Source organism: Xanthomonas euvesicatoria pv. euvesicatoria, from assembly GCF_020880415.1.
Taxonomy (GTDB): Bacteria; Pseudomonadota; Gammaproteobacteria; order Xanthomonadales; family Xanthomonadaceae; genus Xanthomonas; species Xanthomonas euvesicatoria.
Genome location: NZ_JAJIUJ010000111.1, coordinates 1 through 25,608, shown reverse-complemented (window position 1 = coordinate 25,608; position 25,608 = coordinate 1). Strand labels below are relative to the sequence as shown.

At 65.1% G+C, this 25,608-nt stretch carries 18 protein-coding genes and 1 pseudogene; 7 read left to right on the top strand and 12 right to left on the bottom strand.

The annotated features are described in order from the left end of the window. Positions 1-223: 223 nt before the first annotated feature. From tsf to LN450_RS19005, 8 genes are all read right to left on the bottom strand, one after another. Positions 224-1,102, bottom strand: coding sequence for a translation elongation factor Ts (tsf, locus tag LN450_RS19040; RefSeq protein ID WP_008578287.1), 879 nt, complete (start codon positions 1,100-1,102; stop codon positions 224-226). A 169-nt stretch (positions 1,103-1,271) separates the two neighbouring features. Further along, on the bottom strand, positions 1,272-2,069 hold the full coding sequence (gene rpsB / locus LN450_RS19035; RefSeq protein WP_011346896.1) for a 30S ribosomal protein S2: 798 nt from the start codon (positions 2,067-2,069) through the stop codon (positions 1,272-1,274). A 391-nt stretch (positions 2,070-2,460) separates the two neighbouring features. Then, the gene (locus LN450_RS19030; RefSeq protein ID WP_011346897.1) at positions 2,461-3,186 is read right to left on the bottom strand and encodes a fimbrial biogenesis chaperone; all 726 of its coding nucleotides are present in this window, start codon (positions 3,184-3,186) and stop codon (positions 2,461-2,463) included. Positions 3,187-3,188: 2 nt separating this feature from the next. Further along, positions 3,189-3,521, bottom strand: coding sequence for a hypothetical protein (locus LN450_RS19025; RefSeq protein ID WP_041855038.1), 333 nt, complete (start codon positions 3,519-3,521; stop codon positions 3,189-3,191). A gap of 48 nt (positions 3,522-3,569) precedes the next feature. Next, on the bottom strand, positions 3,570-4,604 hold the full coding sequence (locus LN450_RS19020) for a Csu type fimbrial protein (RefSeq protein WP_011346898.1): 1,035 nt from the start codon (positions 4,602-4,604) through the stop codon (positions 3,570-3,572). Beyond that, positions 4,601-6,952 carry a fimbria/pilus outer membrane usher protein gene (locus tag LN450_RS19015; RefSeq protein ID WP_041855039.1) on the bottom strand — a complete coding sequence of 784 codons (2,352 nt, stop codon included), beginning with the start codon at positions 6,950-6,952 and terminating at the stop codon, positions 4,601-4,603. The genes LN450_RS19020 and LN450_RS19015 overlap by 4 nt, the downstream gene beginning before the upstream one ends. Positions 6,953-6,968: 16 nt before the next feature. Further along, positions 6,969-7,739 carry a fimbrial biogenesis chaperone gene (locus LN450_RS19010; RefSeq protein WP_011346900.1) on the bottom strand — a complete coding sequence of 257 codons (771 nt, stop codon included), beginning with the start codon at positions 7,737-7,739 and terminating at the stop codon, positions 6,969-6,971. An 8-nt stretch (positions 7,740-7,747) separates the two neighbouring features. Further along, positions 7,748-8,272, bottom strand: coding sequence for a Csu type fimbrial protein (locus LN450_RS19005; protein WP_005911736.1), 525 nt, complete (start codon positions 8,270-8,272; stop codon positions 7,748-7,750). A gap of 317 nt (positions 8,273-8,589) precedes the next feature. Here LN450_RS19005 and map point away from each other — a divergent pair, with 317 nt between their 5' ends. From map to asnB, 6 genes are all read left to right on the top strand, one after another. Beyond that, entirely contained in the window at positions 8,590-9,366 is a 777-nt protein-coding gene (gene map, locus LN450_RS19000; protein ID WP_008576697.1) for a type I methionyl aminopeptidase, read from the top strand. Beyond that, on the top strand, positions 9,363-11,972 hold the full coding sequence (locus tag LN450_RS18995; RefSeq protein ID WP_008576698.1) for a [protein-PII] uridylyltransferase: 2,610 nt from the start codon (positions 9,363-9,365) through the stop codon (positions 11,970-11,972). Before map ends, LN450_RS18995 begins: the two co-directional genes overlap by 4 nt. Before the next feature lie 21 nt (positions 11,973-11,993). Further along, on the top strand, positions 11,994-13,190 hold the full coding sequence (dapD, locus tag LN450_RS18990) for a 2,3,4,5-tetrahydropyridine-2,6-dicarboxylate N-succinyltransferase (protein ID WP_039417293.1): 1,197 nt from the start codon (positions 11,994-11,996) through the stop codon (positions 13,188-13,190). Positions 13,191-13,382: 192 nt separating this feature from the next. Next, the gene (locus tag LN450_RS18985) at positions 13,383-13,739 is read left to right on the top strand and encodes an arsenate reductase (protein WP_011346902.1); all 357 of its coding nucleotides are present in this window, start codon (positions 13,383-13,385) and stop codon (positions 13,737-13,739) included. A 245-nt stretch (positions 13,740-13,984) separates the two neighbouring features. Beyond that, positions 13,985-15,115, top strand: a complete 1,131-nt coding sequence (gene dapE, locus LN450_RS18980) for a succinyl-diaminopimelate desuccinylase (protein WP_011346903.1) — start codon at positions 13,985-13,987, stop codon at positions 15,113-15,115. A gap of 293 nt (positions 15,116-15,408) precedes the next feature. After that, positions 15,409-17,103, top strand: a complete 1,695-nt coding sequence (gene asnB / locus LN450_RS18975) for an asparagine synthase B (RefSeq protein ID WP_011346904.1) — start codon at positions 15,409-15,411, stop codon at positions 17,101-17,103. Between the two features lie 67 nt (positions 17,104-17,170). On the opposite strand, the gene hpaM is transcribed toward asnB, so the two are convergent. From hpaM to LN450_RS18960, 3 genes and pseudogenes are all read right to left on the bottom strand, one after another. After that, a complete protein-coding gene (gene hpaM, locus LN450_RS18970) occupies positions 17,171-18,223 on the bottom strand; it encodes a type III secretion-associated outer membrane-bound protein HpaM (RefSeq protein ID WP_039417292.1) in 1,053 nt (350 codons plus the stop codon). Positions 18,224-18,664: 441 nt separating this feature from the next. Then, a pseudogene (locus LN450_RS18965) lies at positions 18,665-20,803 on the bottom strand (TonB-dependent siderophore receptor). 416 nt (positions 20,804-21,219) lie between these two features. Next, positions 21,220-23,634: a penicillin acylase family protein gene (locus tag LN450_RS18960; protein ID WP_011346908.1), complete on the bottom strand. Its 2,415-nt coding sequence runs from the start codon at positions 23,632-23,634 to the stop codon at positions 21,220-21,222. A gap of 146 nt (positions 23,635-23,780) precedes the next feature. Between LN450_RS18960 and bfr the strand changes: the two genes are divergently transcribed. After that, positions 23,781-24,266, top strand: a complete 486-nt coding sequence (bfr, locus tag LN450_RS18955) for a bacterioferritin (protein WP_003485327.1) — start codon at positions 23,781-23,783, stop codon at positions 24,264-24,266. A gap of 265 nt (positions 24,267-24,531) precedes the next feature. Here bfr and LN450_RS18950 read toward each other — a convergent pair whose 3' ends face one another. After that, entirely contained in the window at positions 24,532-25,188 is a 657-nt protein-coding gene (locus LN450_RS18950; RefSeq protein WP_011346909.1) for a thiopurine S-methyltransferase, read from the bottom strand. Positions 25,189-25,608 lie beyond the last annotated feature (420 nt).

Sequence of the window (25,608 nt, the reverse complement as noted above, 5' to 3'; positions counted from 1 at the left end):
GCGCCATGCTCCGCCATCGCCGCGCCACAAAACATGCGTGATGGAACGCCAGAGCCTGGTCGGCATCTTCAGGTAACGGCAATGCCGATGACATCTGTAGAGTTGAGGCCGCTTGCCGCCGTGCCGGATGCGTTCGCTTCAGGTTCGCGCCAGTGTGCGGATGCGCGAGCGACAGGCAAAAAAAAGCCGCGGCATGCCGCGGCTTTTTTCCGAGCGGGGAAGATCAGGCCAGGCCGGCCTGCTTCATCACTTCGGCGGCGTAGTCTTCCACCACCTTCTCGATGCCTTCGCCAACGGCCAGGCGCTGGAAGCCGATCACGTCGGCGCCGGCGGCCTTGACTGCCTGCTCGACGGTCTGGTCGGTGTTGAGCACGTACGGCTGGCCGTACAGCGTCACTTCGTTGACGATCTTGCTGATCTTGCCGCTGATGATCTTTTCCAGAATCTCGGCCGGCTTGGCCTTGTCCTTTTCGGACATCTTGGCCAGTTCGATTTCCTTTTCCTTGGCAACGAATTCGGCTGGAACGTCGGAGGCCTTGACGTGCGGCGGGTTCATCGCCGCAATGTGCATGGCGATGCCGCGCGCCAGCTCGATGTCGCCACCCTTCAGTTCGACCAGCACGCCGATACGGCCGCCGTGCACATAGGCCGCGACGTTGTTGGCGCTGTCGATACGGACCAGGCGACGCACCTGCAGGTTTTCGCCGACCTTGGCGATCACCGCAGCGCGACGCTCTTCGATGGTCTCGCCGCTGTCGAGCTTGACGCTCTTGAGCGCTTCGGCATCGGCAGCGTCCGAGTTCAGTGCGGCATTGGCCACGACCTCGGTGAAGGCCAGGAAGTTTTCGTCCTTGGCGACGAAGTCGGTCTCGGAATTGACTTCGACCAGCACGGCCTTGCCGCCGGCCTGGGCGGTGGCGATGCGGCCTTCGGCGGCGACGCGGTCAGCCTTCTTGTCGGCCTTGGCCAGGCCCGACTTGCGCAGCCACTCGGCCGCGGCGTCGATGTCGCCTGCGTTTTCGACGAGTGCCTTCTTGCACTCCATCATGCCGGCGCCGGTGCGCTCGCGCAGTTCCTTGACCAGGGAAGCAGTGATTTCCATGGAATTACCTCATATGGACGAATGCGTGCGGCGGAAGCGATTCCGCCAGTAGGAGACGGTGCGGCATGCCGCCGCCCCCGTAGATGTATGCAGTAGCCTCAGCGACGGAGCGCGAGGGCGCCGTCGGGACTGCGGCCGCACAGCATGGTGCGGCCGCATTGCACGCCGATTACTCGGCGGCGTCAGCCTTCTTGTCGCCCTTCTTGGCCGGAGCGCGACGGCCCTTGCCTTCGTCGGCGGACTCGGCCGAGAACTCTTCTTCGCGCACCGAAGCGGAGTTCGGCGCAGCCGCCTTGCCTTCCAGCACGGCGTCAGCAGCGGCGCGTGCGTACAGCTGCACGGCGCGAATGGCGTCGTCGTTGCCCGGGATGGCGTAGTCGACCAGGGCCGGATCGTAGTTGGTGTCAACCACGGCGATCACCGGAATGCCGAGCTTCTTGGCTTCCTTGATGGCGATGTCTTCATGGCCGATATCGATCACGAAGATCGCATCCGGCAGGCGGTTCATTTCCTTGATGCCACCGAGCGAGGCGTCCAGCTTTTCGCGCTCGCGACGCAGGCCCAGCACTTCGTGCTTGACCAGCTTGTCGAAGGTGCCGTCGGTTTCAGCGGCTTCCAGTTCCTTCAGGCGGGCAACCGACTGCTTGACGGTGCGGAAGTTGGTCAGCGTGCCGCCCAGCCAGCGCTGGGTCATGAACGGCATGTTGCAACGCTCGGCTTCTTCCTTGATGGACTCGCGCGCGCTGCGCTTGGTGCCCAGGAACAGCACGGTGCCGCGCTTCTGCGCAACCGAGGAGAGGAAGTTCATCGCGTCGTTGAAGAGCGGAACGGTCTTCTCGAGGTTGATGATGTGGATCTTGCCGCGCGCGCCGAAGATGTACGGCGCCATCTTGGGGTTCCAGTAGCGGGTCTGGTGGCCGAAATGGACGCCGGCTTCCAGCATCTGACGCATGGTGACTTGGGGCATTGAAAAAACTCCTGATAGCGGAATCGCCGTGCGCGGCTTGTTGTTGAAAAGTCCGCACATGGATGTGCGGGCTGTTGCGAGGGGCTCGCATCAAAACGCACACGATTCCGGGGTTGGGCTTCCCTGTTGCCTCCGCGACGAACCCTGTGTGAGGGCACCCCGGCGCGGATGGCGGCAGCAGGTGTGAATTCGTCGGTGACGTCCGACGTGGACGACGCAATGCGCAAGAGACGCAAAACAGCCGGCGGAGTATAGCTGGCGAGTGGGCGTGGCGCAATTGGCGGGAATCGGGAATCGGGAATCGGGAATCGGGAATCGCAGAGCCCGGTTCGCTTGGGCCTTCACCAGCCCACGATCAGCTAGCGCAATCGGCTTGACCCATTCCCAATTCTCAATTCCCGATTCCCGGCTCCAGCGCCAACGTGCTTTCGATATCGCTGTTGATACGCGCCACGAAGCGGCCACTGCCTGCGGGCAGGTTGGCGGGCAGGGCCCATTGGCGGGTCTGGCCGGGGAGGACGTAGCCGGCCAGGTCGCCGCGGATGTTGCGGCGGGTGCCGCCGGCATCGATATAGGCCAGGTCGGCCAGGCGCGCATGGCTGGAGCCGGAATTGTGGATACGCAACGCGCGCTGGCTGCCGTGCCCGGCCAGGCTGGCGTGCAACGCCGGTTGCGCTGCACTGGCCTGGCTGGGCTGTGCAAACACCGGGGTGGAATAACGCAGCAGGTCGGTCTCGTTGCCGATCGCGTGCTGGGTCACCACGAGCCGGTAGCTGTCTTCGGCCTGCGTGGGGCTGGGGCCGAGGCGGATCACGCGCAACAGCTGCCGGCCTTGCGACGGAATTTCGAAGTGCGACGGGCTGACCGTGACGCCGGTGGCTGGCTCGAGGAGTTCGCGCTCACCGTCCTGGCGCCAGCGGTAGAGCTTGGCGTCGGCACGCCAGGGTTGCGCGGCCTGGTTGTAGAGCCAGACCGTTGCCTGGTCGCTGTCGGCCGGGATGTGCGCGGTGGTCGGCGCGATGGCGATCTCGGCAGCACTGGCGGCCCCGCTTGCTGCCATACAGCCCAGGGCCAGGGCCCAGGCCAACAGATCGCGAAGGTGGCAAGCAGTGGCCATGCTCAGAACGCGATGGTGGTGATGCGCGCGCTGCCGGCGGGCAGCGGCCCGCCAAGCGCGCTGGCGTCCTGGCCGGTGCTGGTGACGGCGGGTGCCTCATTGCTGCTGGGTGGCTCGGCGATCGCCATCGGCGTGCCCCTGGAGCAACTGGCGCGCGGCGGCGCGGTACGCAGTTCGCAACCGCTGAGCAGACGCAGGCCGATGTGGAGGGTGGAATTTTCCGGCCCCCGCGCGGTGGCTGCGTTCGCCGCGGTAGATGTCGCGGCGCAAGCGAGAGCAGCCAGGGCCAAGCGCTTCAGGAAGGTGACCTGCGTCATGGAGGCAATCGTTTGCATTGGAGACGTAACAAATAGCGACGCCCCCGATACGAACTTTATTAACTGTCAGTAAGTGATGGAGACGGTCACCGTGTCGGTATAGGCGCCGGCAATCGGCAGTTGTGGGGCCGGCGCACGGCCATAGACGGTGACCGTCTGGGTGGTGCCGTTGCCGGTGCCTGCCAGCGTATCCACCCCGATGACGGTACCCCACCGATTACTGCGGCCGGTATTGCTGTAGAGCTCGTAATTGATGTAATTGGCGCTGCTGGCGTGGCGCATTCGCCGCACGCTGCCGCTGGCATTGCTGCCATTGTCCAGGCCTATATTCCACGCGGTGCGGTTGGTGCAGGCCAGGCTGATGGTGGAGGTGCGATCGATGGCGGTGTCGATGCTGCCGGCAATGCTGCCGAAGTCCAGATCGGTGGTGACGTAGGCATTGCAGCGTGCCGGCACGGTGGCCGAGGCAGTGAACGGAAAGGCATTGCTGGCAGTCTTGGAGCCGGTGCCGCCCGCCGTGCAACTGCTCGGCAGCGAGGGTACCCCGATGATGCTTTCGTTGTAGGAGTAGCGCAGCACGGTGTCGGCGCCGCCAAAGCTGCTGGTGTGGTTGCCGACCGAAAGGATCTGGTTGGCCGGAATCCGCCCATACACGGTGATGGTGGCGGTCTGCGAGCCGCCGGTGATCACCGGCACGTTGTAGGACAGTGTCAACGTGCGCGGCGAGGGAGCCGCCGACCCGGTGGCGCCCCAGATCTGCGTGCGGGTTGCCTCGCTGTAGATCTGGAAATCCAGGCTGTCGCTGGTGGAATTGAGCATGCGACGAGGGGCATACACGCCGCTGCTGGCACTGCCGGGGCCAAGGTCCAGGCAGAGGCTGACTTGTGCGTAGCCCAGCACGCTGAGCGCGGCAGTCGCGCAGGAAACGTTGAGTGTTGCCACTGCATCGGTGGTGCCGTTGGCCGCCACGTTGCCAAATGCCAACGGTGTGCCGAGGGTGACGGTGCAGGTGGTCTCTGCGTGCGCCCGCTCGCTGGGCCCAAGCCACACCATCGCGATCGTCAGCGCGAGCATCAGGCGCCAAAGCGTGGACATGCTCATGGCGTGGTCTGCTCAGGGATGCACTGCAGCGGCCCCACCCGCGGAATGCCGCCCGGATCGGCGGGATACGCGAACTGCGCAACGCAACGGCCCTCGGGCAGGTCGACCAGGATGCGGTTGTCGCGTTGCAGATTGTCCAGATAGGTTTCGCCGTCGTAGCCGACCACCACGCGTTCGGTACTGCCGTCGCGCTGCACCACGCTGCCCACGGGCAGCGGCGCGCCTTGCGCGTCGTGCAGCACGATGATGGCGGCGCGCACGCGGGTAATGCCGAAGCGCACCGCCACGCCGGATTGCTGGCGTGGTGTCACCGTGGTGTCGACACGGTCTACGCGCAGGTCTGCCGGCAGGCTCAAGGTGTCGATGGAGAGCTGGTTGCGCTGCCACGATTGCAACGGCGTCACCAGCAGGGTGCCGCGCGCGTCGGTGACTCCGATCAGGCGGTTTTCCAGGCGGACCGGAATGCCGGGCTGGCCGTCGGTGGAGACCACCGCGAACGCGTCCTGGATATCGCGCGCGGCGAAGGTGCGGCCATTCATCCACACCAGGCTACCGCTGGCGCTGGCATAGCCGAAGCTGTCGCCGTCCTGGGTTGCGGCGCCGAGGTTGTAGCGGCCGACCCGGTTCAACCAGCCCAGTTCGGCCAGCCCGCCGCTGGCGTCGTCGCCGGCACGGCCTTGCAGGCGCCAGCCGATGCCGCCCAGATCGCCATCGCCAGGCAGCGGCTGGCTGACGTCGGCCACCAGGCCGGTACGCTCGCCGTTGCGCTGCATCGATGCGCTGGCCTGACGCACTTCGCCGAAGGTGGTCGACAGCGACAGGTACAGGCTGCGATCGCTGGAGACATCCAGATTCTGATTGCCCGACAGATTGGCCGCCCAGTTGCGCCCGAAGCTGCGGGACCAGAACACGCTCGCATAGCGCGAGGTATCGCCTTGCGGATAGCTCAGCCGCACATAGCTGGTGCCGAGCGAGCCGATCGGGTCGACGTTGACCCCGACTGCTGCGCGGTCGCTGACGCGCGCTGGCAGGGCGCCTTGCAATGCGCCCAGGTCGCGATAGTCGCCATGGGTGCGCTGGCTGCCCAGATTGACGTTGAAACGCCAGTTGTTCCAGGCGTAGCCCAGCACGTACTGGCCGCCCCGTAGCGCGTCCATCCGGCTGTGCGCGTAGGCGGCATTGACCACACCGCCCACGCCAAGCAGCCACACGCCGCCTGCGCCTGCGTTGATCACGCCGCCGCCAGTTTCGGCATGCGCTTCGATCGTGAAATCGTCGCGCAGGCCTTTGCGAAAGGTGGCGCTGGCCACACGGCGTCGGTCGTAGGAAAACGAGCGCACGCCGTAGTCGCGGCGCAGATGGCCGATGCCGGCCGACCATTCGGAAATGCCGCGCGCCAGCAACTGCGGTGTGCCATAGAACGCGAAATCCAGCCGACGCACGCGTCCGAACGCATCGGTCACCACGATCTGCGCCTGGCCGGTGCCGCTGATGCCCGGTTGCGCGGCCAGCTGAAACGGGCCGGCCGGCACCTGGCCGCTGCACTGGCGCAAGCCGTCCACATACAGCTCAACGGTGGAAGGCACTGCCGCTTCGCCGAGAAAGCTCGGCGTCGGCGTCAGCACCCGATACGGTTGCAAGGCGTAATTGCGGCCGATCTGCACGCCGCCCAGGCGGATCGAGCGGCTCCAGTCGACAAAGCCGCTATAGAAATCGCCCACGCTGAGGCTGGTGGCGCTGTCCGGGAAATCCATCTGCCAGGCACTGTCCAGACGCACCGCTTCGCTGCGCCAGCGTTTGTCCTGGGGGCGATCGTAGGCCAGGAAGACCGCGGTGGTATCGACCATGCCGCGCCCGATGCCGAACGCGCGCACTTCGGTGGCCAGCGACGCGCTGCTGACGCCGGCATTGCGGGTGGCATACAGGTCGTAATTGAGCAGCATGCCGGGCGATGCAGTGGCGCTGGGCGGGGCCACTTCTTCGGCTTTGAGCACCGTGGTGGACAACGACAGCTGCGCCAGCGGCGCCTGCAGCGCCAGCCGCTGCAGCGCCGCGTCGTAGCGCACTTCCACGTCGGGCAGGCGGTCCAGATCGACCAATTCGCCAGGCACGCGGTCGGCCAGGATGAAGCCGAGTTTGCGCAGGGTTTCCACCGAGCCGCGTAGCCGCCCGTCGACCAGTTCGAATGGTGCCAGGCCGCGGTCGGCCTGGTTCAAGGTCACGTCCAGATACAGCGTTTGCGGCTGTGGCGTGGCGCTGGGTGGCGGCTGATCGGGAAGCGACGTCACATCGGCCAGATCGCCGGCTGCGGCGCTGCCCAGGCAACTGGCGGTCGCAAGGAGCGTCATCGCCAGCCGCGCCGCATCAAGGCGCCGTCGGCGCGGCCAACAAGGTACGTTCGTCAGCCTCACCATTGATCCTTGCGATGATGGTGCCGCGGCCGAACTGCGCCAGCGGCGCACTCAGCGACCAACGCATGGTCTGCCCGGGCAGTACATAACCGACCAAGCCGTTCAACGCGGTCTTGGTTGCGCCATCGACCTGGTGCCGCAGGTCGGCGACCTGCGCATGGCCGGTGCCGGTGTTGCTGATCTGGATCTGCGCCTTGCCATCGCTGCCGGCAACCACCTGCGCGCTCAGGGTCGGCGAGGGTTCGGTGTTGCCGGGCGGCAGCAGGAAGATCGGCACCGAATAACGCAGCACGAACTGCATGCCTTTGCGGTCGGCATCGGCACTGGGCAACTCGTCGACGATGATGCGGTAACACTGCTCCTGCCCGCTCGGGGCAGGCCCGGCGCGGATGACCCGGATCAACTGGCGCTCGCCAGCGGCCAGGGTGCGCATCGGCGGGCTGACCAGCAGATCCTGGGTGGGGTCGAGCTGATCCTGCCCATCGCGCTGGGTCCAGCGATAGGCGCGGGTCTGCACCTGTACCGGCGCGCTGCCGCTGTTGCTCAGCCACAGGCCGTCGGCGGTCTGCTGGGCGCTCAGGCTCAGCGATGTGGGTGCCAACTGCAGGCTGGCGGCATGCGCCGGCGTCGGCAGGGCGCCGTTGGCCATGACCAGCGTCATCGCCAGCCCGGCCGACATCAGCCAGGCAGGTAAACGTGACAACGGGCGGTGATGCACAGGCATGCGCGGGCTCAATAGACGATCGTGGCAGTGATCGTGTCCTGGTAACTACCGGTCGCAGGATTGTTGGCCGACGGGTTGGTCACGCGGCCGTAGACCGGGTAGACCTGGTTCAGGCCGGTGGCGGTGCGGCTGAGCGTGTTGGTGCCGGTGGTGCTGCCCCAGACCGTGCTGCGGCCCAGATCCTGGTAGAGCTGGTAGGCGATGTAGTTGTTGGTGGTCACCAGCGCGTCGGTATTTTTCATGCGGCGGGTGGTGACGTCGTTGGCAGTCCCGGCATTGCTGCCCGCGCTCAGTGCGATGTTGTACGGCGTCAATGCGGTGCACTGGGCCGTCACGCTGCCGTTGGCGTCCGCATTGGCGGTCGAGGTCGAGAGTACCGAGCCGAAGTCGACGTCCGTGGCGGATGCGGCGGTGATCGTGCAGGCCTTGGTGACCGCGATCTTGACGTTGAAGGTGGTGGTGTCTGCCGCGCTCGCCATGCCAATGGTCGAAAGCAGGCCGAGCGATAGCAGGACAGGGCGGACAGTACGCATGGACATTTCCTTGACCGTTCTGGTCATTGATGACGCGACGAGTCGTCGCCTTCCCTGCAATGCATCAGCTGTGCCAAACATAACGCCGAATTCACACGCTATCTAGCTGTCCTGACTCGCTTTATTGGCAAAAGTGCGATGTCCTATGGATGACTTCGTTAAGGTGTTTTTTGACGCCGTGTGCACGGCGTCACGCATGAATAGGCGGCTGCGCCGGTTTTCCGCTGTGCGGTCCGCTTGAGGCCAGTCGTTGCGTCCGCAAAAAAGCGCGTGCGCTGGTCGTTCAGATTCAGCCCGGATCGGCGATAATCGTGGCCATGAGCGTCAATCTGAAAACCAAAGAAGAAATCGAACTGATGCGTGTCGCCGGCCGCTTGGCCGCCGAGGTGCTCGATGTGGTGGCGCCGCACGTGAAGCCGGGCGTGACCACTGCCGAGCTGGACCGCATCTGCCATGACCACATCGTCAACGTGCAGGGCACCATCCCCGCCAATGTCGGCTATCGCGGCTTCCCCAAGAGCGTGTGTACCTCGGTCAACAACGTGATCTGTCACGGCATCCCGAGTGCAGCCAAGGTGTTGAAGGACGGCGACATCGTCAATATCGACGTCACCGTCATCAAGGACGGCTGGCACGGCGACACCAGCCGCATGTACTACGTCGGCACCCCGTCGGTGATGGCCAAGCGCTTGGTCGAAACGACATATGAAGCGATGTGGCGCGGCATCCGGGCGGTCAAGCCGGGCGCCACGCTGGGCGATGTGGGCCATGCCATCCAGAAGTTCGCCGAAGCCGAGCGCTTCAGCGTGGTACGCGATTACTGCGGCCACGGCATCGGCAAGGTGTATCACGACGAGCCGCAGGTCATGCATTACGGCCGTCCGGGCGAAGGGCTGGTGCTCAAGCCGGGCATGACCTTCACCATCGAGCCGATGATCAACGAAGGCACCTATCACCATAAGACGCTGCCGGACGGCTGGACCGTGGTCACCAAGGACCGCAAGTTGTCTGCGCAGTGGGAGCACATGGTTGCGGTGACCGAAGACGGCGTGGATGTGTTGACGCTGTCGGCCAATTCGCCCGCGCCGGTATGACCGACACGCCGGCGGAGCGACCCGACCCGGGCGTCGCCGGCGACGCGGACTGGGCCGCGCAGGCCCGTCCGCTGCTGGTGCATGCGGACATGCGCCTGTGCAAACGCTTCGATCAGGGCGAGCCGATCGAGCGTCTGGTCGCGCTGCGCGCACGCGCTGTCGACCAATTGATGCGCAATGCCTGGATGCGCTGTATTCCGGCCGACAGCGGTTTGTCGCTGCATGCGGTCGGCGGCTATGGGCGCGGCGAACTGTTTCCGCGCTCGGACGTTGATGTGCTGGTGCTGGGCGACACCGCCGCGCAACAGCAGCACGAGCAGGCCCTGGCACGCTTGTTCGCGCTGCTGTGGGATGTGGGCTTGCCGATCAGTCACGCGGTGCGCTCGCCAGCGCAGTGCACCGCTGCGGCGGCGGACCAGACCGTGCTCACTGCCTTGATCGAATCGCGCGCACTGGTGGCCGACGGCCAGGCGCGTGCTGCGCTGGCCACGGCGATCGCGCCGCCGCAGGTGTGGCCGCCGCGCGATTTCTTCCAGGCCAAGCGCGAGGAATTGCTGGCGCGCCATCAGCGCTTCGGCGACACCGCCGATAATCTCGAGCCGGATATCAAGGACGGCCCCGGCGGTCTGCGCGATCTGCAGACGCTGGGCTGGATGGCCTTGCGCGCGTTCGGGGTCAAGGACCTGGAGGCCCTGGTCGGGCTGGGCCATGTCGGCTTCGACGAGGCCGCCGCGTTGCGTCGCGAGCGCGAAGAACTTGCCCGTCTGCGTTTCGGTCTGCACATCGTGGCCAACCGGCCGGAAGAGCGCCTGCGGTTCGATTACCAAAAGACCCTGGCCGAACGGTTGGGGTTCGCCGACGACCCGGAAAGCCTGGGCGTGGAAAAAATGATGCAGCGCTTTTATCGCAGCGCTGCACTGATCCGCCGCATCAGCGACCGCTTGTTGCAGCGCTTCGAAGAACAGTTCGATGGCGAAGCGACGCCGGAGCCGCTGGGCGGCGGCTTCAGCCTGCGCCGCGGCTATCTGGCTGCCGACGCCGAGAGCTGGCCGGACGGCGATGTGCTGCAGGTGTTCGCGCTGTTTGCGCAATGGGCCGCGCATCGCGAGGTGCGCGGACTGCATTCGCTGACCGCGCGCGCGCTGGCCGAGGTCCTGCGCGATCTGCCGGCGTACGACATTGCCGATGCAACGGCCCGGGAACGCTTCATGGCGTTGCTGCGCGGCCCGCGTGCGGTGGAAACGCTCAATCGCATGGCGCGGCTGGGCGTGCTGGGCCAGTGGATTCCGGCATTCGCCAGCGTTTCCGGGCGCATGCAGTTCGACCTGTTCCATGTCTACACGGTGGACCAGCACACCTTGATGGTGCTGCGGAACATCGCGCTGTTTGCCGCCGGCCGTGCCGACGAGCGTTTCTCCATCGCGCATGAAGTCTGGCCGCGTCTGCGCAAGCCGGAACTGCTGTTGCTGGCGGGCCTGTTCCACGACATCGCCAAGGGCCGCGGCGGCGATCATTCGGAACTGGGCGCGGTGGATGCGCGCGCGTTCTGCCTGGCGCATCGCTTGAGCGAAGGCGATACCGAGCTGGTGACCTGGCTGGTGGAGCAGCACTTGCGCATGTCGGTCACCGCGCAGAAGCAGGACATTTCCGACCCGGAGGTAATTCACCGTTTTGCGACGTTGGTGGGCACACGTGAGCGTCTGGACTATCTGTACCTGCTCACCTGCGCCGATATTGCCGGCACCAGTCCCAAGCTGTGGAACGCCTGGAAAGACCGGCTGTTGGCGGATCTGTATTTCGCCGCGCGTCGCGCGTTGCGCGAAGGCCTGGAACACCCGCCGCCGCGTGAGGAACGGCTACGCGAAGCGCGCGAATCGGCGCGTACCTTGATGCAGGCGCAGGGGCACGATGACGTCACCATCGACCGGCAGTTCGCCGGCATGCCGGACGAGAATTTCCTGCGCTTCCGTCCCGAGCAATTGGCTTGGCAGGCGGCCTCGCTGATCGAAGTGGAGATCGGCCAGACCCTGGTCAAGGCGCGTCGCGCGGTGCCGGACAACGACGCACTGGAAGTGTTCGTGTATTCGCCGGACCGCGATGGGCTGTTTGCGGCCATCGTGGCCACGCTCGATCGCAAGGGCTACGGCATCCATCGCGCACGTGTGCTGGATGCGCCACACGATGCGATCTTCGACGTGTTCGAAGTGTTGCCGCAGGAGACCTATGCCGACGGCGACCCGCAGCGGCTGGCGGCAACGCTGCGTCAGGTGTTGGCAGGCGATCTGCACAAGGTGCGCCCGGCGCGCCGCGCAGTGCCGCGCCAGTTGCGCCATTTCCGCTTCGCACCGCGGGTGGAATTCAGCGAAAGCGCCGGCGGCCGCCGCACCCGCATCAGTCTGGTCGCACCCGACCGCCCCGGCCTGCTCGCCGATGTCGCGCACGTGTTGCGCATGCAGCACCTGCGCGTGCACGACGCGCGTATCGCCACCTTCGGCGAGCGTGCCGAAGACCAGTTCCAGATCACCGACGAGCATGACCGCCCGTTGTCCGAATCCGCCCGGCAGGCCTTGCGCGATGCGCTGTGCGCCTGCCTTGACCCTGTCTAGCTAGCAACTCCGGAGACCCCCATGGCCACCAGCAAGAAGACCGCGCGCAAGCAGAGCGCGACCACCCCCACCGCAGCGTCCAAGCGCGCGAGTGCAACGGCCAAGGCCGCCAAGGTGCCGGCTGTTGCCGCTTCCAAGCCAGGCGCTGGCGTCGGTAAACAGGGCGCGGCAGCTGGCGCTGTCGGCAAAAAGGCTGCTGCATCTGATGCGGCAAGCCCGAAAACCGCTGCAAGGAAGACTGGCGGCAAGTCCGCGACGTCCGCTGCACCGCGCGTGGCCAAGCAGCCGACCAAGGTGGTTGCTGCACCGGCCGCAAAGAAGGCTGCGGCGGCAAAGAAGCTGCCGATTGCAGAGCAGGCCGTGCACAGCGCCGCAACGCAGGTCGGCAGCGACGAACTCAAACTGGGCATCGAAAGCGCATTCGAACGGCGCGCCACGCTGACCATGGACGAGATCGACGGTTCCACCCGTGCCATTGTCAATCGCGTGATCGACGGACTGGAAAGCGGGCAGTTTCGCGTCGCCGAGCCGGACGGACAGGGCGGCTGGACCGTCAACGAGTGGCTGAAAAAAGCGGTGTTGCTGTATTTCCGCGTCAACGAGATGGCGGTGATCGAAGCGCAGCCGGCGCCGTTCTGGGACAAGGTGGAATCGCGCTTTGCCGGCTTCCATGAAGCCGAATTCCGCAAGGCCGGCGTGCGCGTGGTGCCGGGTGCGGTGGCGCGTCGCGGCAGTTACTTCGGCAAGGACGTGGTGCTGATGCCGAGTTTCACCAACATCGGCGCCTATGTCGGTGAAGGCACCATGGTCGATACCTGGGCCACCGTGGGGTCGTGCGCGCAGATCGGCAAGCACTGCCATTTGTCCGGCGGCGCCGGCATCGGCGGCGTGCTCGAACCGCTGCAGGCCAGCTCCACCATCATCGAAGATCACTGCTTTATCGGCGCACGCTCGGAAGTGGTGGAAGGCGTGGTCATCGGGCACCACAGCGTGATCGGCATGGGCGTGTTCATCGGCCAGAGCACACGCATCTACAACCGCGCGACCGGCGAGATTTCCTATGGCTATGTGCCGCCGTACAGCGTGGTGGTGTCCGGGCAGCTGCCCTCCAAGGACGGCTCGCACTCGCTGTATTGCGCGGTGATCGTCAAGCAGGTGGACGCCAAGACGCGCAGCAAGACCAGCGTCAACGAACTGTTGCGTGGTCTGGCGGATTAATCCGCTTCGCAGCGGCAACAGATGACGCGCAGCGCCGGTCGAGGGTGTGCCTTTGGCACTCTCGGCCGCTGCGATGACACGCGCGTCCAGCCGCGCTTGTGAGATCGCCTGCCGGTCGCGTTGCACGCAGTTTTATCGCACCCCCTTTCGAGAAGTGAGGGGCTCTGCACACCGCCTTTTGGGATATTTCGCATGACCACGCTCTACGGACTCAAAAACTGCGATACCTGCAAGAAAGCCGCCAAGTGGCTGGATCGTGTTGGTGTGGCGTATACGTTTGTCGACTACCGCGATCACAAGCCGGAGCCGGAGACTCTGGCGGCGTGGGCGCAGCAGGTCGGTGGATTCGATGTGTTGATCAACAAGTCTTCGACCACCTGGCGGCAGTTGCCGGACAACCGCAAGGCGGCGGGCAGTGCGGCCGAATGGAAGCTGTTGCTGCGCGAGTACCCGCAGCTGATCCGGCGGCCGCTTGTCATCACCGACGAGGGCGCGCTGCATCAGGGCTTTTCCGACAACGGCTTCAAGAAGCTATTCGGCGTTGGCTAAGCGACTGCGGTTTTCGATGGTGCTGCGGACGGTGTTACCGATATCGTCGTGATACGTGATGTCTCGCATGTTGATCGCGCGCTCATCGGCCGGGCAAGCCGTTCGACCTCGCGCCGGCAATGACGCGACGACTGCCTGCAAACCGGTTAGCTTCCACCACTGCAAGTGCGTTCAAGCCACGCCGATCGATGCAGACACGATCCCTCCATCAACGCCGCGCTGCGGCCCTACTGCGGTGACGTTTCATGAGCGATGTGCTGGAGTTGACCTGTGACCTCATTGCACGTGCCTCGGTAACGCCGGCAGATGCCGGTTGCCAGGCCGCGATTGCGCAGCGCCTGCGCGCAGCCGGCTTCGGCTGCGAGCACTTGCGCCTTGGCGAGGTCGAGAATCTGTGGGCAACCCATGGCAGCGGTGCGCCGGTGCTGGTGTTGCTCGGGCATACCGATGTGGTGCCGCCGGGCCCGCGCGAGGCGTGGACCAGCGACCCGTTCGATCCGCAGATCCGCGACGGCGTGTTGTATGGGCGTGGTGCAGCGGACATGAAAGGCAGCGTGGCCGCCTTCGTGGTCGCCGCAGAGCAATTCGTCGCTGCACACCCAACGCACTCCGGCACGCTGGCGGTGCTGTTGACCTCGGACGAAGAGGGCGATGCCATCGATGGCGTGCGCCGGGTTGCCGAGGTGTTTCGCGAACGCGGGCAAACGATCGACTGGTGCATCACCGGCGAACCGTCGTCCACCGAGCGCCTGGGCGATCTGTTGCGCGTGGGCCGTCGCGGCAGCCTGTCCGGCACGTTGACCGTGAAGGGTGTGCAGGGGCATGTGGCGTATCCGCACAAGGCGCGCAACCCCATCCATCTGGCAGCGCCTGCGCTGGCCGAACTGGTGGCGCGGCAATGGGACGACGGCTTCGAAAGCTTTCCGCCCACCAGCCTGCAACTTTCCAACATCCACGCCGGCACCGGCGCCAATAACGTGATTCCTGGCGAGCTGCAGGTGGCCTTCAATCTGCGCTATACGCCGCACTGGGACGCGCCGCGCCTGGAAGCCGAAATCACCGCGCTGCTCGATCGGCATGCGCTGGACTACACGCTGCGCTGGCACCGCAGCGGCGAGCCGTTCTATACCCCGGAAGGGCGGTTGCGCAGCGTCGCGCGTGAGGTCCTGGGGGAGTTCGCCGGTGCGCCGCCGGAAGAAAGCACCGGGGGCGGCACCTCCGACGCGCGGTTCATTGCGCCACTGGGTGCGCAATGCATCGAAGTGGGCCCGGTCAATGCCAGCATCCACCAGGTCGACGAGCATGTGCGCGTCGCCGACCTGCAGGCGCTACCGGCGCTGTACCGCACGTTGATCGAGCGCCTGCTGGTCGAGTGAGCGGGCCACGCAGACGCCGTCGTTGCCACTGAAACAGTTGCGCCGGTACCACCGAACCGTTAGCGTCGCCGACATGGTCCTTCGCCTCGCCAACCTCAATAACGCCAACCGCAACAATCTGCGCGCGAATAATCGTGCGCGGCCGATGCGGGTCTGCGACTAGGCGACGTCCACCAAGCGCCCAGGAACCAGAAAAACCCGCATCGGCCGATGCGGGTTTTTTTATGGGCGTCAATCCATGCAGCACGCTCTCACCCGGCCGCCACCCCCCGCAGTTCTTCAGGAGAGTTTCCATGTGTTCCATCTTCGGTATTTTCGGCCTGCAACCCGGTGACGACCTGCAGGCGCTGCGCCGGCAGGCGCTGGAATGTTCGCAGCGGCAGCGTCACCGCGGGCCCGACTGGAGCGGCGTCTACGTCGATACCGGTGCCATCCTGGTGCACGAGCGCCTGGCCATCGTCGATCCGGCCGGAGGCTCGCAACCGTTGCTCTCCGATGACGGGCAGCTCGCCTTGGCGGTCAATGGCGAGATCTACAACCACCGCGAACTCAAGGCGGAGCTGCTGCAGCCGTACGCATTCCAGACCGGCTCCGATTGCGAGGTGATCAATGCGCTGTATCGCGAAGATACGCCGGCCTCCTATCTCAACCGCCTCAACGGCATCTTTGCATTCGCGCTTTGGGACAAGACGGAAGGGCGCGTCATCATCGCGCGCGACCCGATCGGCGTGGTGCCGCTGTACTGGGGACACGACCGCGAAGGCCGTTTGCGTGTGGCCTCGGAACTGAAATCGCTGGTGGACGACTGCGCCGATGCAGCGCAGTTTCCGCCGGGCCATTGGTACGACAGCGCCACCGGCGCACTGAGCCGTTACTACGAGCGCGCCTGGCGCCACTATGACGCGGTGGAAGGTGTACAGGTGCAACTACAGGAATTGCGCGAAGCATTCGAGCGCGCCGTGCACCGTCAGCTCATGACCGATGTGCCGTACGGTGTGCTGCTGTCCGGTGGACTGGATTCTTCGCTGGTTGCGGCCGTTGCCGCGCGCTATGCCCGTCACCGCATCGAAGAAAACGACACCACCGAAGCCTGGTGGCCGCGCCTGCACTCGTTCGCGATCGGCTTGAAAGGCTCGCCGGATCTGGCCGCCGCCGAAGTGGCCGCCGCGGCGCTCGGCACCGTGCATCACGGCTTCGAATACACCTTCGACGAAGGTCTGGATGCATTGCCCGACGTCATTCGCCACATCGAAACCTATGACGTCACCACCATTCGCGCCTCCACGCCGATGTTCTTGCTGGCGCGGCGGATCAAGGCAATGGGCGTCAAGATGGTGCTTTCCGGCGAAGGCAGCGACGAGATCTTCGGCGGCTACCTGTATTTCCATAAGGCGCCGAACGCGCGCGAATTCCACGAAGAGCTGGTCCGCAAGCTCGACGCGCTCAACAACTACGATTGCCTGCGCGCGAACAAGTCGATGATGGCCTGGGGCGTAGAGCCACGCGTGCCGTTCCTGGACCGCGAATTCCTGGATGTGGCGATGCGCATGGATGCCAGGTTCAAGATGATCGACAAGACCAGCGGTGGGGCAGCGCGCATGGAGAAGGGCGTACTGCGCGAGGCATTTGCCGGCTATCTGCCCGAATCGATCCTGTGGCGTCAGAAAGAGCAGTTCAGTGACGGCGTGGGCTACGGCTGGATCGACGGGCTGAAGGCGCATGCGCAGGCGCAGGTGAGCGACCGCGAACTGGCCGCCGCCGACCGGCGCTACCCGGTCAACCCGCCGCAGACCAAGGAGGCGTATTTCTATCGCAGCTTGTTCGAGCAGTTTTTCCCCGGTCAGGCGGCGGCGGAAACCGTGCCGGGCGGCAAGTCGATTGCCTGTTCGTCGCCAACGGCGATTGCCTGGGATGCGAGTTTTGCCGCGATGGCCGACCCATCGGGCCGCGCGATTGCCGGGGTGCACGCGCAGGCGCTGGCTTCATAAGGCTGCATTCACTGCAGCGGCCGGCATGCATCGCTGCACGGCCGGCCGCTGTGTTGATCGGCGCGTCTTATTGCTCGTGACGCACGCAGTACCCATAGCGCTGCGGATCGATATCCACACCGGCCATGTCGGCCTGGTTGTTGCGCCATAGGTTCGGCTTGAAGTCGGCCGACGTGCAGTTGGCCGCGCGGTCCACGCCGATGGTGTAGGTAAATGGCGTGTTGGCGAAACGGTTGTTCTCGAACACGTTGTCCTGGCTCATGCTGTTGTCCCAGCACAAAATTTCCGGTGTGCGATAACGAATCGCGCAGGCCAGAAACACGCCGGCCACCTTGTTGCCGTCGAATTGATTGTTGCTGAAGCGATTGCGACGCGCATCGGAGAGATAGATGCCCTGGCTGCCGTTGCGCTCGAAACGGTTGTTGCGGATCTCGCTGTCTTCCAGGTGTTCGGTGGTCAAGCCGGCGGCCACGTTGTCGTGGATGTAGTTGTTGACCATCGTGACCTTGGCGGTGCGGTTGAACGAGACGCCGTCCCAGATTGCGCCGGACACATCGTTGTTTTCGATGGTGATCTCGCGGGTGTCGTACTCGCTCAGCAGGCACGCGCTGCGGCACTTGTTGACCTGCAGGCCTGCAAGCCGGATGCCTTGCCCGGACCGCACCACCACTGCGCTGTTGCTCAGGTAGGGGCGCTCGGGCATGAACTCCTTGTCGCCTGTGCTCGCTACGATCTGCATGTCTTCGATGCTGACGTTGCGGATCACGCCGGTGGGCTGCTGGTTTTCGTAATCGCCAACCACCAGCACCGGCTGCTGCACGCCGTCGGCCATGCGCACGACGGTGCTGGGACCCTGGCCGCGCAAGGTGAAGTTGCCGCGATGGATCGACACCAAGCCGTTGAGCGGGAACTCGCCCTTTTCCAGGCAAAGTACCGTGGGTTTGTCGCTTTGCGGCAGTTTGTCGATGGCTTTCTGCAGGTCCTGGCCAGGACGTACCTTGGCAGTGCATGCAGCCACGGGCGCATCCGGCGGGCCGTATTTGGCTGGCGGCGCTGCCGTGCAGGCAGTCGCAAACATCAGTGGCAACAGGGCGGAAACGGAGCGGGCAAGCAAAGGCATGCGGATTCCGGTCAGTGGGGGAAGTAGGGCGATGTGCGGAGCAAGACTCCACATTCGCGACGGGCTCTAGTGTGTCCCACCGAACGTTAAGTTCCAGCCCATGCGCAGCCGCTCGATTCGGCGCAGGTTCATTACGTTGCCGCAGTCGAGGCTGCCTTGAGCACACCGCACGGTCGGCTTGGCTGACCTGCATCACATTGCGCACGCTATGTTGTCAGCGTGCGATTCGTCTTGCGTCGAACGTCTTCGCGCCTTCAAGCGAAGGCTGCGGCCGTTTCCAGGCGTTTTGCGCATGCAACTTGCACACCGAGCCAGACGCGGTTTGTCGTTCCAAACAGGAGAAACACGTGTCTTGAGCGCGTGGCGGCCGCAGGCACGCTGTGCTGTTTGCGTTGCCGTCGCAGCGGGCCGGCGGCGCGCCACCGATCCGCTGCGCGCTGGTCAGAAGCTGTAGGCCAACTGCGCGTAAAGGCGACGCGGCTCGCCGGGGAAGTGCCCGGCGCGCGTATTGAAACCGCTCACTGCATACACCTTGTCGAACAGGTTCTTGATGTTGATCTGCAGCTTCCACGCGTTCCATTGCGTCTGCCAGCTGATGTCGTAGATGGCGTACGGTTTGACGCGTTGCCCATCCAGGCTGACGCGTTCGCCCACGTAGTCGGCACCGAAGGCGATCGCCGAGCGCCAAGCGGGCAGGTCGTAGCGTGTCCACAAGCCAAAAGTGTTGCGCGGTGCATTGGCGAAGCGATCGCCAGAGGCATTGGTGATGCCGTTGGTGCCGGCATCGAGCACGCGTGCATCGTTGTAGGCATAAGTGAGATTGAGCACCCAGCGTTCGGTCAGGTCGGCCAGTAGGTCGACTTCCAGCCCTTCGCTACGCACCAAGCCAAGCGCGGAGAGTTGATTGACGCCGTCGACGACGCGCCCGTTCGCCTGCACGATGTTGCTACGCTCGATGCGATACAGCGCCGTGTTGAGGGTGAGTCCGCCATCGTTGAGCGCAGTCTTCAGGCCCACTTCCCATTGGGTGCTGCGTTCCGGTGCGAACGGGCCGCCCACGCTGCTGTCCTGATTGGCCGCGTCCTGCGGCAGGAAGCCGCTGGCATAGCTTGCGTAGGCATTGATGCCGTCGCGTAACACGACGGTGCTGCCGACGCGCCAACTGCGATCGTTGCCGGTGACGCGCGAACCAGTCAGCAGGTCGTCGTCCTTGAAGCCGTCCCAGCGTAGCCCGGCCATTGCATACCAGCGCGGCGTCAGCGTGAGTTCGTCCTGCAGATATGCACCGTAGCGTTGACTGCGCGTGCTGGTGGCGCGCCAGGGCAGGGCATCCAAGCCCTAGTCGTAGAAGCCGCTGCGGCCGTACACCGGGTTGAACAGATTGATGCCGGGCACCGGGCCACGTACGCGTCCGGTGTCGGCGGTGTTGGCGGTTTGCGCGCGGAAATCCGCGTCCAGGCGATAGTAGTCCGCGCCCATCAGCAACGTGTGGTCGATTGCCCCGGTACTGGTGCGGAATATCGCGTTGACGTTGCTGGAGATCGCATCGTTGTCGCGGTATTGATTGCGCAGCTGCCGGGTCATCCACTCGGCGGTGCCGTCGCGATCGCGGTCGATCAACCCCATTGGCTCGTGATAGATCTGATGCTCCTGGTTCTTGAACCAGCGCAGCGCCATGTCCACCTCCCACGCGCTGGACGGCGCAAACCGATATTGCGCAAGCGCCACCTTGGCGCGCATGTCCAGGAAATCTGTGGGTTCGTTGTGGTTCCAGCGCCGGTCGGTGAGGAAGTTGCCGGCGTTATCCACCGGCACGCCACGTAGGCGGTTGCCGCCCAGGTTTTGGGTGATGTCGGTGTATTGCAGGGTGAGCTCGCCGGTATCGCCCAGATCGAAGGCCACCGACGCATCGCCGATCTGGCTCTGGCTGTCGGTATTCCAACGAAACCCGTCTTCGCCATCGGCATAGGCGCCGATGCGGTACCGGATGCGGCCATCTGCGCGCGCAGGGCCGGTGGCCTCGAACGAGGCTGCACCGAAGGATTGATTGCCCAGCTGCAGCTCGATGCGTCGCGCCGCCTGATGAGCGGGTTTGCGCGTGACATAGTTGATCACACCCCCGGGTTCGCCACCGCCGTACAGCGCACCGGCTGGACCCTTGAGCACTTCCACACGCTCGATGTTGAACAGCTGCGGCACCGAGAACCCGGCATACGGGTCGCCACGCAGGCCGTCGTACAGCACGTTTTCCTGGCGGAAACCGCGCAAGGTCACACCGGCATAGCTGAAGAAGCTGATGCCACTGATGCTGCGATACAGATCGGTGATCTGCCGCGCAGCCTGGTCGTCGATCAACTCGCGCGGCAGCACCTGCACCGACTGCGGCACCAGTGCCAGCGGGGTATCGGTGCGCGTGGCAACAGCTGCGTCTTCGGACTTGTAGAGCGTCTGCGCACGGCCGATGACATCCACGCCATCCAGCTCGGTCACGGCTGGCGTGGTGGTGTGTTGAGCGAAGGCGGGCAGGGTGTGCAGAGCGAGCGCAGCGGCGAGCGCGGTGACAAGAAGCGTGGGGCGCATTGGTCACTAATGGGAATGGTTATCAAATGCATTTTAGCATGATGTGTTTGCTTGATCACGGAGGTCGCCGGGCGTTGGGCACCCTGTTTGGTGGCAGATGCGCGCGCACCTGTGCGGATGCAGACATGCGACGCGAAGATGCGGAGCCCGGAAATGGAGGCATGAGTGCGCAGCTTCCCCTCTCCTTCCGGAATATTGTCCTGCTACACAGGTGAGAAGGTGCCCGAAGGGCGGATGAGGGTACGTGCGAAGCCTGATGGGCGCGCGCAGGGGCACATCACGCACTCGTCCAATCGTGCTGATGGCCGTACCCTCACCCCACCCCCTCTCCCGAGGGGAGAGGCGCCTGAAGCGGCGATGCTGTGACGTCTCGTCCTGCTTCGCTGGACGCTGCGCAGCCGCGTTGCCGCCCGCTGTTACTGCGGATGCAATTGCAGCGTGTACCGCGTGGCAGTGGGCAAGAATGGTGTGGGTCTGCCATGCACCCAATCGTCGTGCCCTGCGCCCCAGAACGGCGAGAGCGGGTGGCCGCTCTGGCCGCCGGGCATGTGCACGATGCCGTCCTGCTCGTGGCCGGGCGAAACCACCATGCGCTCGGAGGCGCCAAAGGCCGGGCCTTGCACACGCGGCATGTCGCGGTCGCCCGGCAGTTGATCGGGCGGCATGCAGAGCCAGCGCTTGGCCAGGGCGGGCAGGGCACGCGCGATGGGGTGGCAGATGGCAGCGGTGTTGCGCTGGCCCCAGGTGTGCTGGCCGCGCGGTTCGCTTTGTGCGTCTTCTGCAATCACCTCTGACTGCGCACTGCGCGCAGCATCGTCGAGCAACTGGTCCCAGCTTGCGGCGGTGGGCGGTAACAGGTGGGCCGGGCGCTGTTGCAGCAACGGCCAAACGACGCCCTCCAGTTGCGCGCGACGCGGCGGCAGGAACTCCTCGCCAAGTGCGGCTTTTGCCGGGGCCAACAGGCCGGCTTCCACCGCTTCGATGGTCTTGTTGCGGAATTCGCGCACGATGCGATAGCTGGCCGAGCCAGTCGATGCGTGCCCGTCCCAGTCGCGCCTGGCATGTGCAATCTGTTGCAGTGCCGGGTCCTTGCTGTGCTCGACCACGCTACGCAGCAGTTGCCACCAGCGCGTAAGCAGCACGGCGCGATCGTCGAGCTGGATGGCGAGCAGATCGCGTTCGTTGAAGCGCTGCTTTGCGAAAAGATCATCGCGAATTTGCTGGGCACGCGTGCCAAGGTCGTAACCTGCGTTGCCAAGCGTGGCCAGTTGCTGCGCATCGACGATACGGTTGTTGGCGGTCCAGAGCCGGTGCGACGGCGGATCGATCAACGCAGGCGCAGCATCGCTGCGCAGCGACCATGGCAGGCAGGTGCCCGACATCGGCGCTGCAGCCGGTTCTGCAGGTGCGCCGGATGCTGCCTCAGGGACGGGCGTCGATGTCGCCAGTTCGGCAATCCCGCTCGGGCCGCACCCGGCATTGCGGGCGGGGCGCGCGCCGATCAGCCGCCAGGCGATGCGCCCGCTGCGATCGGCAAGCAGCAGGTTCTGCGCCGGAATGCCGGAGCGGTCGGCCACCGCGAACGCCGCCTGCAGATCGCCCGCCGTGCTCATCTGAGCGAAGTCCAACCGGATCGCACCGGGCAACTGCGCCACCCAGCGCAATGCCAGCGCGCTGCCGTCGGCGTTGACGTGCAGCAGCGGTCCCCACGCCGCTTCGCGGAACTCGAACTGCACCGGCGCTGCGCCCGCCACGCGGATGGTTTCCACATGCCTGGTCAGTGCTTGCGGGTGACCCGGCGTGGGTGCAGGAATGCGCGCGAAATCCGCGGTGTCGATATAGCTGTTGGTAAATGCCCAAGCCACGTGCCCATTGCTGCCCACGACCACCGCCGGCAAACCCGGCAGGGTGAATCCGGTGACATCCACCTTGCCCTCGGGCGCATTGCTGTCTGCATAGCGCAGGCGTGCGCGGAACCAGATATTGGGCGCGCGCAGGCCCAGATGCATGTCGTCGGCAACGATGGCGCGGCCGTCGGCGGTGAGGCTGCCGTCTACCGCGAAGTTGTTGCTGCCCGGTGTCGGCGTTTCCGCGTGGGGCGCGGCAGGCCGATGCTGTAGACGCCGTAGATCCAGCGTGGTCGCATCCGGCAAGCTGGCATCGCCCTGCGGCTCCCCGAACAACGGCGCGTCCCAACTGGAGCCCTGGTGGTCGAGCAGTGCCGCCAGCGCAGGCGGCACCACGGCACGGATGCGCGCGGCGGCCAGCTCGGTCTGGTTATCGCTGTCCTGCAGGTCCGCGTACATCGCAAGGCCGGTGAGGATGGAGTCGTCCAGCGTCCATGCGCGCGGTGTCTGGCGCAGCAGCAGATAGGGCCAGGGCCGTACGCGCAGTGCCGCCAGTCCTGCGTTGACGCCATCGGTATAGGCTTGCAATGCAGCGTGCTGGCTGCTGGTGGCGATGTCCAGGCTGGCCTGCACGCGGGCACGCAGGCGATGCACGCGGTTGCGCTTGTCCAGGTCCACGGCCTTGGCGCCAAACAGCTCGGACAACTCGCCGGCCGGTGCGCGGCGCATCAGATCCATCTCGAAATAGCGTTCCTGCGCATGCACGTAGCCGAGCGCGCGCATCGCATCGAGCTGGTTTGCTGCATCGATGGTGACCACGCCCAGCCGGTCGCGCTGCACGCTGACCGGCGCAGCCAGGCCGCTGAGCGCGCTGTCGCCGTCCAACTGCGGCAGGCTGCCGCGCATCAACAGATACAGCCCCAGGCTGGCCGCCAGGACCAGCAACACGATTCCCAGCAGCAGCCGGCCCAGCCATTTACGCATTGTCGGTTCCTTGGACCCCGGTGAAGTGTGGCCGGCGGACATGACCGTGGCGGGTCCGGCCGCAAGCGCAACTGAAAGTGATTCCGATTAGATCATTGCCCGGCGGCTTAGGGCACCATGCGCGCATTGCGTCGCTGGAGCACACCATGAAAGGCCATCCCGAAGTCGTCGATTACCTCAAGCAGCTGCTGCGCGGCGAATTGGCGGCGCGCGATCAATATTTCCTGCATTCGCGCCGGTACGAGGATCAGGGTCTGATGGCGCTGTACGAGCGCATCAACCATGAAATGGAAGAGGAGACCGAGCACGCCGACGCGTTGCTGCGGCGCATCCTGTTCCTGGAAGGCGACCCGGACATGCGCCCGGCCGAATTCACCCCGGGCAAGACCGTGGTCGAAATGCTGGAGCGCGACCTGGTGGTCGAGTACGAAGTGCGCGCTGCGCTCGCTGCCGGCATGAAGCTGTGCGAAGAACATGGCGACTATGTCAGCCGCGATGTGCTGCTCAAGCAGCTGCAGGACACCGAAGAAGATCATGCGTGGTGGCTGGAGCAGCAGCTTGGCCTGATCAAGCGCATCGGACTGGAGTTGTATCAGACCTCCAAGATCGACAAGGGCCACGTCGCCGGTTGAGTCGGCAACGACGCTGCGCAGTCGCTTGGCTGGCTGACGCAGCGTGAACCGGCTCGGCATGGAATACGCGTGCCTGGCCATTCCCACGATGGTCTGTGCGGCCTGCCTGCCACTCCTGCAGCTGGCTGCAGGATTCCGTTTTGTCGCGTTTTGCTGCAGAACGACCGCATGGCGCAATGCCGCGCTGTCCTGATCCGCCACCCACGCTTGCCGCATGCAGACATGCAATTGCCACGTGATGGGCGTGCAGCGCCCGACGGCCGTTTCAGCGGCCTTGCAGGCGATAGACAGCCGTCGATAACCCGGTGACGCCTTCATCGCGGAAGCGTGGTTCCTGATCGAGGATGTCGCGGTGTTCCAGCTGGTCTACCTGCCAGGCGGAATCGAAAAGTGCATGCACGTGCGTTGCGTCCACCGAGAACGGCGGGCCGGCCTTTTCAGCCTGCGGATATTCCAGGGTGATCAGCAGGCCGTGGCAGTGTGTGGGCAACGGCGCGTAGACCGTTTGCAGGTAATGCTGGCGCAGTTCGGCCGGTAGCGCGACCAGTGCGGCGCGGTCGTAGACGGCCGTGCAGTCGGCCAGCGCGCTGGCGTCCAGCGCGAATGCATCGCCGCAGATGATCTCGATCGGGCCGGCGATGAAATGCTCGCCAGCAGCGCTGCTGTGACGCTGCGGTTGAAGGCCCGCCTCATCGAAGAATTGCGTCACCGCCAGCGGCGACAGCTCCACGCCAAGCACGCGATGGCCTTGCGCCGCCAGCCAATGCATGTCCAGCGTCTTGCCGCACAGGGGCACCAGCACGCGCGCTTCCTTCGGCAGATCCAGTGCGTGCCAGTGCTTTTGCAGCAGCGGCAATACCTCTTGCTGATGAAAGCCGGTGTGTCCCAGCTGCCAACGTTCCAACCAGAAATTCGTGTCCATGCGTTGCCTTGTCAGTGGCTGTCTCCACTGTGGTCATGCGAGAGCGGGGCGTGGCGCGTTCTGAAGCGGTGCGCGGCGTTGGCTGTGCGTTTGCGACTGCATCTTTGCGCCTGGATGAGAATACTTGATGCCAGTGCATCAGCAGTTTTATTGCCTGCAATGCCCCAGGTGTGCGGACGCCTGGTTGCGTTGCACAGGAGCAGTAGGGGGTCAACGTCCTGCAGCGGAGGCGTGGCGCGTTGAAGGAGGATAAGTTCCTCCGCCAGGGCAGACTCCTGCGTATGTTGGGCCGCCCCAGCAGCCTGAGGCGACCGTAGTCCCCACCGCGCCGCTGCGCGCCGGGCGAGTGAATTGCCGTCTCCTACTGCACCTCCAACCCGTCCACCTTCTGCCGCGCCCCGGCAGCCTGAGGCGACCGCA

Bases quoted from the DNA above. Each gene is read 5' to 3' on its own strand.
- tsf (WP_008578287.1), bottom strand. From the start codon at position 1,102: ATGGAAATCACTGCTTCCCTGGTCAAGGAACTGCGCGAGCGCACCGGC.
- rpsB (WP_011346896.1), bottom strand. From the start codon at position 2,069: ATGCCCCAAGTCACCATGCGTCAGATGCTGGAAGCCGGCGTCCATTTC.
- LN450_RS19030 (WP_011346897.1), bottom strand. From the start codon at position 3,186: ATGGCCACTGCTTGCCACCTTCGCGATCTGTTGGCCTGGGCCCTGGCC.
- LN450_RS19025 (WP_041855038.1), bottom strand. From the start codon at position 3,521: ATGCAAACGATTGCCTCCATGACGCAGGTCACCTTCCTGAAGCGCTTG.
- LN450_RS19020 (WP_011346898.1), bottom strand. From the start codon at position 4,604: ATGAGCATGTCCACGCTTTGGCGCCTGATGCTCGCGCTGACGATCGCG.
- LN450_RS19015 (WP_041855039.1), bottom strand. From the start codon at position 6,952: ATGACGCTCCTTGCGACCGCCAGTTGCCTGGGCAGCGCCGCAGCCGGC.
- LN450_RS19010 (WP_011346900.1), bottom strand. From the start codon at position 7,739: ATGCCTGTGCATCACCGCCCGTTGTCACGTTTACCTGCCTGGCTGATG.
- LN450_RS19005 (WP_005911736.1), bottom strand. From the start codon at position 8,272: ATGCGTACTGTCCGCCCTGTCCTGCTATCGCTCGGCCTGCTTTCGACC.
- map (WP_008576697.1), top strand. From the start codon at position 8,590: ATGAGCGTCAATCTGAAAACCAAAGAAGAAATCGAACTGATGCGTGTC.
- LN450_RS18995 (WP_008576698.1), top strand. From the start codon at position 9,363: ATGACCGACACGCCGGCGGAGCGACCCGACCCGGGCGTCGCCGGCGAC.
- dapD (WP_039417293.1), top strand. From the start codon at position 11,994: ATGGCCACCAGCAAGAAGACCGCGCGCAAGCAGAGCGCGACCACCCCC.
- LN450_RS18985 (WP_011346902.1), top strand. From the start codon at position 13,383: ATGACCACGCTCTACGGACTCAAAAACTGCGATACCTGCAAGAAAGCC.
- dapE (WP_011346903.1), top strand. From the start codon at position 13,985: ATGAGCGATGTGCTGGAGTTGACCTGTGACCTCATTGCACGTGCCTCG.
- asnB (WP_011346904.1), top strand. From the start codon at position 15,409: ATGTGTTCCATCTTCGGTATTTTCGGCCTGCAACCCGGTGACGACCTG.
- hpaM (WP_039417292.1), bottom strand. From the start codon at position 18,223: ATGCCTTTGCTTGCCCGCTCCGTTTCCGCCCTGTTGCCACTGATGTTT.
- LN450_RS18960 (WP_011346908.1), bottom strand. From the start codon at position 23,634: ATGCGTAAATGGCTGGGCCGGCTGCTGCTGGGAATCGTGTTGCTGGTC.
- bfr (WP_003485327.1), top strand. From the start codon at position 23,781: ATGAAAGGCCATCCCGAAGTCGTCGATTACCTCAAGCAGCTGCTGCGC.
- LN450_RS18950 (WP_011346909.1), bottom strand. From the start codon at position 25,188: ATGGACACGAATTTCTGGTTGGAACGTTGGCAGCTGGGACACACCGGC.